Raw genomic sequence first — 6,701 nt, 5'->3', positions numbered from 1 at the left:
ACATCCAGTGCGCCCGCATAGTCTTGCCACTGCGCCAGCGTGCGCGGGCCTGCAATGACCGCACTCACATTTCGGTTGGCCAGCACCCAGGCGGTGGCAAAGTGCGCCAGCGACACGCCCTTGCGTTCGCAATGCAGCCGCAAAGTTTGTGCAATCTGCAGCGACTCTTCGCGGAATTCGGTCTCCAGAATGCGCTTGTCACCCCGGGCAGCACGGCTGCCCTCTGCAGGCGTCTGGCCGGGCGCATATTTTCCCGTGAGCACGCCGCGTGCAATCGGGCTGTAGGGCACCACGCCCAAACCGTAATGGCCACACGCCTCCAGAATTTCCACCTCGGGCAAGCGATTGAGCAGGTTGTAATAAGGCTGACAAACCACGGGGCCAGGCATGTTCATTTGACGGGCCATGTTCACCATCTCGGCAATGCGCCAGCCCCGAAAATTGGACACGCCCCAGTAGCGGATCTTGCCGTCGCGCAGCAAGGCTTCAATGCCCCGCAAGGGCTCTTCCAGGTTCATGCCGTTGTAATCGCGGTGCAGGTAATAAATGTCCAGGTGATCGGTGTCCAAGCGGCGCAGGCTGTCTTCGCAAGCCCGCAACATCCAGCTGCGCGAGTAGCCCTGATGATTGGGGCGGTTCGACATCGGGTTACCGACCTTGCTGGCCAATACCCAATGCTGACGATGCCCCTTGAGTATTTGGCCCACCATCTCTTCTGATTTACCCAAGGTATACACATCGGCGGTGTCGATGAAGTTACAGCCCTTTTCTTGCGCATCGGCCACCATCGCTCGCGCATCTTCCAAAGGCGTCTGGTCACCAAACATCATGGTGCCCAAACACAGGCGGGAAACTTTCAGAGGGCTTTTGCCCAAGGTGGTGAATTTCATGTTGTCCTTTGAATGAGCGATGCGGCGACAAAGGCTAAACCCAATTCAAAACCCAGACTGTCACCTGTGCAAAGCCTGCCCATCTTTGATGGACCTCACCCGATGAGGATCACCTCCAATTTGCAGTGCCCCTGAAAACCTGCTTTGCCTCAGTACATGCCGAAGAGCCTCGGCATCACACGGCTGGCTGGAATTACAGGAAGCCAAGATCTGTCGGGTAGTCCAGTCGTCCAGCCGATTTTCCAAAATTTCTCAAATTGGGCAGGATCCGTGCAAGCTCGCCTTCCTCTACACCGAACCAACGCCCAAGGGTGGCGGCAAACTGATCAGTGGATGTCCGGGGCAGCAGTCGGCCTTGCCCGACATGCCATTGGTCCTGGGGGTCCTTGCTGTCGGAAGCACTGACGGGTGGCGCCTCACCATAAAATCGAGCGCCTTTGACCGCACCGCCCACCAGAAAATGGTGCGACCCCCAGCCATGGTCCGATCCATTGCCATTGGAGGTGAGGGTGCGCCCAAAATCGGATGCCGTGAAAGTGGTCACCTTGTCAGAAACGCCCAATTCCACGGTGGCCTTGTAGAAACTCGAAATGGCCTGATCTACTTCCTGCAAAAGACCGGGTTGACGCGCGACCAGGTTGTCATGCAGATCAAAGCCTCCCAATGACACCATAAAGACCTGACGCTTTACACCCAAGCGCTGACGAGCCCCGATCAACCGGGCCACCATGCGCATTTGGCGAGAAAGGTTGTTGTCGGCAAAGGCCGTGCTCAGGTTGACACTGGCAAGGGCGCCAGAGACCTTGCCTTCAGCAGCCAAGGCCCGTCGCATCACGTTGTTGTATTCATTTTGCAGAACATGGGCCCTGTTTTGCTGGACCAAGTTCAGCAAGGTGGCACGCATCCCTGTATGGTTGCCAAACAGCCAGTCACCCTCCTGAAGGGCGCGCACCTTGATGGCACCACTGGTGCTGCACTGGTATTGCAGCGCATCTTGCCCAGACAAGAAGACGCTGTTGCCTGTGACTGAAATGCAAGTAAACAAGGACTGGCTGTTGCTGGGCATGGCGATGTCACCAAGCCGCCCACCCCAACCGATGGTGGAGCCTTCCGGAGAGGAGGATTGCCAAAGCGATTGCTGATCGTTGTGCGAAAACAGCTTGGGCGGCATGGGGTAGGCCTGGCTTTCAAACTGTTGGCGCGTCAAAGGCACCACCAGCGGACCCACATTGAGCTGGACACCAGCCTGTCCACTGTTGAACAGCCCCGCCAGGTTGGGCATAGAGGGATGCAGGGCATATTGGCGTCCTTCAGGTAAAGCCTGAACGGGTCTGAGCACCGTTTTGGCCAACGTTTCCCTAGAGAGCACGATGCCGTCGGCAGCCGAGCCTGCACCCGCCGCCCGGATATCGGCATAGCGACGGTGACTGGCTTCGTCGTAAGTGACCACTGTGTTGGCATAGTCGTTGCCGCCGTACAGAAAAACGCAGACCAAGGCTTTGTAATCGTCGCCATTGAAGGCGGCAGCTTCGCCCATCGCGGCCAGTTGCAGCGCCCAGGGGGCGGCCACACCGGCGGCAGCCATCAGACTGCTTCTTTGCAAAAATGCGCGACGAGATGGAGCGCTGACTGTTTCTGAATTCATGGTGCTCTCCGCTCAGCGCTGAATGAGGTAATCCGGGCTGCTCATGACCAGCAACAAGGCCCGCGCGACGTGCTGCCGACGGGCATCGTCTGAGGCGTAAGTTTGAAGGTTGAACTGATCCAAGGCCAAGCTGATCGCCTGGCGAGAGGCATCGGACATTTGGCCCGCACACAACAACAAGTTCAGGTGTTGCACCAAAGCATTGCCATCGTGCGCGAACCCCATTTCGCTGCTGTAGTCAGGCACGATGTCGGGCCCGTCTGTCGCGGTCGGGTTCATCGGGCTGCTGGGCAGTTCTGGGGCCCTGACCCACATGCCTCGTTGCAAAAACGACTGCAGATAGTTGATGTAGGAAGACACCGTGCTTTCGTTGACGAGCTGGAATTCAGGTGCCGTCGCACCCCGGCTGGCCAGCACCGTTCCGGGAGGAACGTAGCCCGGCCGAAAGAAGTTGAAGACCGAAGGGGCCATGAGAGGACTTTGCGCCAGCGACTCTTCGGCGGACCAGGTGGGCGAGCCGATTTTCCAGGTCCCTTTGAGGGATTGGGCCCGGAAAGTGTGAGCCCACTGGGCAATGCGCACCACCGGTTCCCGCAGCTTCCCAAAGTCATTCGAAGCCAGACTTTCAGGGCCAATGGCATCCTTGTCGAGCAGCACGGCGCTAAAGACTGCTGCCAAATCCCCTCGAACCCCTTGCCCGTTGTTGTTGAACACACTGGCAACACGTGCCACATAAGCAGGGGCGGGATGGCTGGTGACCAAACGCTGAATCATCTGTCGCGCAAAGAAGGGGCCCACATTGGGATGTTTGAAAAGCGTGTCGAGCGCCAACCGAAGGCTGCTGGGGCCATCGGTGCCAGCCGGTATGCGAACGCCCAAAAAACTCTTGTCAGCGTCAGAATGACTCCTGGCATTGAACTTCATGGGCTTGCGGGTAAAGCTCAGATTGCGCACCCGAGAGTTGGGCGGTACAGGGCTAGTGAAAAAACCATCCCCTTCATCTTCGCCATAGCCTGTGAAAACTTTGGCCAATCCGCTGACGTCTTTGAGGGTGTAAGTCTCAATCGGCTGCCCATTGGCTCCGGTTTTAGGCGTACCGTCCAGAGACAGTTCTACCAATCCGATGCTGAACAGTTGCATGACCTCGCGGGCAAAATTTTCATCGGGCACTCGGCCTGATTGAGGGTCCTCCTTTTGATTGCCCAGCGTGTTCAGAAACGACCCCATCGCATGGCTGAGTGTGATGTGCTCGAACAAGGTTCGAAAGTTGCCGAAAGCGTGCTCACACAAAAGGTCCCAATAGCGGGCCATGTGAAAGGCGGGCCAGTTCAGCTGCAGACCGTTGCCCGACACCACGAAAAATTCAGACAAAGCCAACGCGATCCGTCGTCTCACTGGGTCCGGCGAAGCCATCACCTGATACCAGACCATATAGTTGGTCAGATTGTCTTTGAAAAAATATTCGTGCTCATTGATGGCGTCGTAGCCTTTGGCCCTGAGCCATTCCCAGCCGCCCAGGCTGTTGGGCAGTGACATGGCTTGGGCCAGCCAAGGGCCATAGCCCAACGTCTGGACCGCCTTGATGTCATCGTAGCGGGCGCTGAACTGAGCATGCTGGAGAAATCGGGACGCCTGGCTTTGAGAAATCCCGCTGGGGGGAAGTACTTCCGGGGTGGGGGCAGCGCTGCCGCCACCACAAGCACTCAGGAATGCCACCAAACCTGCAGGCAATGCATACCGAAGAGCCTGGGATTGATCCGCGCCTTCAGGATGTGTCAGGCCTTGGGCGTCGGCGAGCGGCTCGTGCTTGTTCTCAGGGCCCTGGATGGCCAAGGTGTCCGCTGGCCCGAGCCCCGAATGGGGCTCGCTTGTCTTGGAATTGAGCATCGAATGCCTGGGTGAGATGGTCCAGAATGGGGGCAATGATCAGGCGACCGGCACAAATTGGTATCCGTTGCCCGATGGCTCGATCGTGCCGAATGCCGGGAACGGGAAGTGAAAACCACCCGCCATCATTTTTTCATTGACCAACATCTCGAAAATGCGACGACGACTCTGGCGGGCCATCTCGGGGTTCATGTCAAACAGCACGGCCCAATCGGGGTTGCGCGCAAACAAGGACGGCACGTTGGTGATGTCGGCCACGTAGGCAAACGACTGGCCTTCAGAACGCGCCGTGAACAAGGTGTGACCGGGGGTATGGCCAAAAGCGGCCACCGACTGGATACCCGGAGCCAAAGTACTGCCCGGCTCGAACTTGACCAATTGGTCTGACGTCAACCCGGTCAAGGCGCGTTTGACCGCCCCAAAAGCGCCTTGCATGGGCGCGGGCGCTGCCGCAATGCGGGCTTCATCGGTCCAGAAAGCGTGCTCAGGGGCAGGCACATGCACGCGTGCATTCGGATAAACCAAATTGCCGTTTTTAAATCGCACACCGTTGATGTGGTCGCCATGAAAGTGGCTCAGTACCACGTTGTGGATGTCCTCCGGCTTGTAACCTGCAGCGGCCAAGTTCCCCAGCAGTTTGCCGGTGGTTGGGGGACCATTGTCTGCAAAACCGGTATCGAACAAGTACCGTTGGCTGCCATTGATCAGCAAAAAGGCGGTGTAGGGCACATCGATGTAATCGGTGGGCAAGCTTTGCGTGGCCAGCAGCGCCTTGACCTGGTCCAGCGGCACGGCGGGCACAAATTCCTGACCCAGCGGGCGGCGCACGGCACCGTCATTGAGCGCAATGATTTCCATGGCGCCCAGTTTCATGCGTTTGAAACCCACAGCGGGCATGGCCGGGAGACCAAACTGGGGGGGGTTTTGCGACCAGACAGAAGAAAAAGTGAGTGCGCTGGCACCCACCATGCCAGCACCCAGAAAATGACGACGATTCAACATAGCATCTCACCAAAAGTGGATGTACCTTACGCTTTGCGCTGGCCTTGCTCCGGGTCCTCACCATTGACCATGATCGCCGCAGGGACAATGCTCGACAAATCATGCATGCATCGATAAGTACACCCTGTTGCAGCCCAGAAACCACGGCCTTTTCGACACCCATCGGCTCTAAGGATAGCTCGACTTGATGGACTTCATCAGGTCAGCGACAAAACGGTTGGCCGCGTTGGAAGTCGCGCCAATCCAGCCAAAGCGTTGGGAGGCCGTGGGGCCAGAACCATAGGTGCGCATGCCACGATCGATCGCTCCCGCCAGCAAACCGTGCGCCGCTTCATCGTAGAACCAGAACTCAACCGGCTGACCTTGCGCCTGGAGTTGTTCTGCCCATTGGTGAGGTGACAGCCCCTGCGCCGCTGGATTGACCCGCAGGCTGCAGCGCTGGGCTGTCCCCACAGCTGCGCCTTTGGCGGGCTGATTGACCACACACGGGTCGGTGCGCAGGTGCATCCAGTCGTCTACGGTCCTGCCACCATAGTTGTCCATTTTGCCGAAGACCATTTTCAGGGGTACCCGAATCTGATCCGGCATGCCGATGCCTGCCGAAGGCGCCCCTTCAGAAAACACCATCCGGACATGCGCGGGATCCACCACGGCGGCCATGTTCAGCGCCACACTGCCGCCGTTGGACAGCCCATGGATGTAAAGGCGTGAGGTGTCAATGCGGGCGTTTTCGCGAATCCAGTGGTAAGCCCCAAGGGTGGCCTTGAAGATCATGCGCTGGCGCGATTCATTGGTCGCGCCAGTCAAAAACAGCGAAGTACCGCGGTACTGAAAACCATTCATCTCGTAGGCATCAAACAACAAGGTGGCCACACCTCGCGCGTTCATCCGACGAACCATTTCCTGCTCGGCTGATCCAGGGCCATTGCCGCCATGCGCAATGATCATCAGAGGCGGCTTGTCCGCCAGCTTGTCCGCAAACAATCCTGGCATCGACAATTGGACGGATCGATGGCACGGATCAAACTCGGCCAATGGGCCCTGGACGCGATGAAATCCAGGTCGAATTTCAAGCAACTGAGCCACGCCCGAGGGTGCTGGCCGACAATCGGATTGAGCATGTGCCGTGGTCACGAAGAGCATGCCGGCAAGGACTGTGCACGCTTTGCACCGGTGTAAGGCAACAGCCATGCAAAAGCCTCCAGAAAGTTATTGGCGACCGCCACCCATAAAAGGGGTGTGAATGCATCAACGCATGCGGCTTGATCGAGCGTCGC

5 protein-coding genes are annotated in these 6,701 nt (G+C 58.0%); all 5 read right to left on the bottom strand.

From position 1 onward, the window contains the following. Positions 1-890: aldo/keto reductase (locus ACIQ47_RS13825; protein ID WP_396438671.1), on the bottom strand; the 890-nt coding region annotated here is incomplete at its 3' end. A gap of 193 nt (positions 891-1,083) precedes the next feature. After that, positions 1,084-2,535 (bottom strand): DUF1501 domain-containing protein, encoded by a 1,452-nt coding sequence (locus ACIQ47_RS13820; RefSeq protein WP_396438670.1) that lies wholly within the window; start codon positions 2,533-2,535, stop codon positions 1,084-1,086. Between the two features lie 12 nt (positions 2,536-2,547). After that, positions 2,548-4,422, bottom strand: coding sequence for a DUF1800 family protein (locus ACIQ47_RS13815; protein WP_396438669.1), 1,875 nt, complete (start codon positions 4,420-4,422; stop codon positions 2,548-2,550). Between the two features lie 39 nt (positions 4,423-4,461). Further along, the gene (locus ACIQ47_RS13810; RefSeq protein ID WP_396438668.1) at positions 4,462-5,424 is read right to left on the bottom strand and encodes an MBL fold metallo-hydrolase; all 963 of its coding nucleotides are present in this window, start codon (positions 5,422-5,424) and stop codon (positions 4,462-4,464) included. 168 nt (positions 5,425-5,592) lie between these two features. Next, positions 5,593-6,372 (bottom strand): alpha/beta hydrolase family protein, encoded by a 780-nt coding sequence (locus ACIQ47_RS13805; RefSeq protein ID WP_396438667.1) that lies wholly within the window; start codon positions 6,370-6,372, stop codon positions 5,593-5,595. Between the last annotated feature and the right edge of the window lie 329 nt (positions 6,373-6,701).

It is taken from the genome of Limnohabitans sp., assembly GCF_044373035.1.
Lineage (GTDB): Bacteria > Pseudomonadota > Gammaproteobacteria > Burkholderiales > Burkholderiaceae_C > Limnohabitans_A.
Note: the sequence above shows the minus strand (reverse complement) of the source record. Positions and strands in the feature narration are given on the sequence as shown.

Bases quoted from the DNA above. Each gene is read 5' to 3' on its own strand.
- ACIQ47_RS13820 (WP_396438670.1), bottom strand. From the start codon at position 2,535: ATGAATTCAGAAACAGTCAGCGCTCCATCTCGTCGCGCATTTTTGCAA.
- ACIQ47_RS13815 (WP_396438669.1), bottom strand. From the start codon at position 4,422: ATGCTCAATTCCAAGACAAGCGAGCCCCATTCGGGGCTCGGGCCAGCG.
- ACIQ47_RS13810 (WP_396438668.1), bottom strand. From the start codon at position 5,424: ATGTTGAATCGTCGTCATTTTCTGGGTGCTGGCATGGTGGGTGCCAGC.
- ACIQ47_RS13805 (WP_396438667.1), bottom strand. From the start codon at position 6,372: ATGATCATTGCGCATGGCGGCAATGGCCCTGGATCAGCCGAGCAGGAA.